We start from the raw sequence: 1,022 nt of genomic DNA, 5'->3' as shown, positions 1-1,022 counted from the left end.
TAAGAGTCTGCTGCCTCGCGCCCGCGCGCAGCCTGCCTCGCGCCCGCGCGCGGCCGGCCTCCCGCCCGCGCTCCGCCGCGACGTCCCGCCCGCGCTCCGCCGGGCCTCGCGAACGCGCTCCGCCCGGCCTGGCACCGCCCGGCCTCGCACCGCCCGGGCCACCGGCCGCGCTGCGCCCGGGTCAGCCCGCCCGGCGGGCCAGCAGGAAGCCCTGCGGGGACTTCTCCGCGGCGTCCGGTTCCCGGACCAGGCGGGCCGTCTCGGCCAAGCCCGCTGCGGCCAGCAGTTCGCTGATCAGCTCGGGCGGGGTCCAGTACACGTCGAGGTCGACCGGATGCCCGTACGCGTGTTCCAGCCGGACCTGCCGGTCGCCGGCCTTGAACGCGATCAGCAGGTGACCGCCCGGGGCCAGCACCCGGGCGAACTCGGCGAACAGTGCGGGGAGCCCGGACGGTGGCGTATGCACGGTGGAGTACCAGGCGAGCACCCCGCCGAGGACCCCGTCGGCGATGTCCAGCGCAGCCATCGAGCCGACCTCGAACCGCAGCCCCGGATACGTCCGGCGGGCCACCGCCACCATCGCGGGGGACAGGTCGACTCCGAAGGCCCGTACCCCCAGGCCGTCGAGGTGCGCCGTCACCCGGCCCGGGCCGCAGCCCAGGTCGGCGACCGCCCGGCCGGCGCCGGGACCGTCCCCGCGCACGTACTCCGCGAAGGCGGCCAGCATGGCCCGGTCCAGCGGTTTGCCCTCCAGCTCTCCGGTCAGCAGCGCGGCGTAGTCGGCGGCGACGGCGTCGTAGGACGACCGGACGGAGTTCAGGTGCGAAGTCGATGACATGCCCCCGGACAGTAGCCCGCCCGCGCCTCGAACCAGGCCGTCTCTTTCGGATCTTGCCGGGCCCGCGCCGCCCGGCACCGCGCCTCGCCGCGCTGCCGAGGCTCCCGAGTACGTCCAGTACGCAGGAGCCCCGGCAGCGCGCCGAGGCACGGCACCGGACGACGCGGGCCTGACCGGCAAGATC

The 1,022-nt window shown here is 76.4% G+C and carries 1 protein-coding gene; it reads right to left on the bottom strand.

From position 1 onward, the window contains the following. Positions 1–181: 181 nt before the first annotated feature. Positions 182–838, bottom strand: a complete 657-nt coding sequence (locus ACFVX6_RS40940; RefSeq protein WP_389699667.1) for a class I SAM-dependent methyltransferase — start codon at positions 836–838, stop codon at positions 182–184. Between the last annotated feature and the right edge of the window lie 184 nt (positions 839–1,022).

This window comes from Streptomyces sp. NPDC058289, from assembly GCF_042880975.1.
Taxonomy (GTDB): domain Bacteria; phylum Actinomycetota; class Actinomycetes; order Streptomycetales; family Streptomycetaceae; genus Streptomyces; species Streptomyces stoeckheimensis.
Note: the sequence above shows the minus strand (reverse complement) of the source record. Positions and strands in the feature narration are given on the sequence as shown.

Excerpts from the sequence above, each read along its gene's own strand:
- ACFVX6_RS40940 (WP_389699667.1), bottom strand. The coding sequence starts at position 838 with ATGTCATCGACTTCGCACCTGAACTCCGTCCGGTCGTCCTACGACGCC.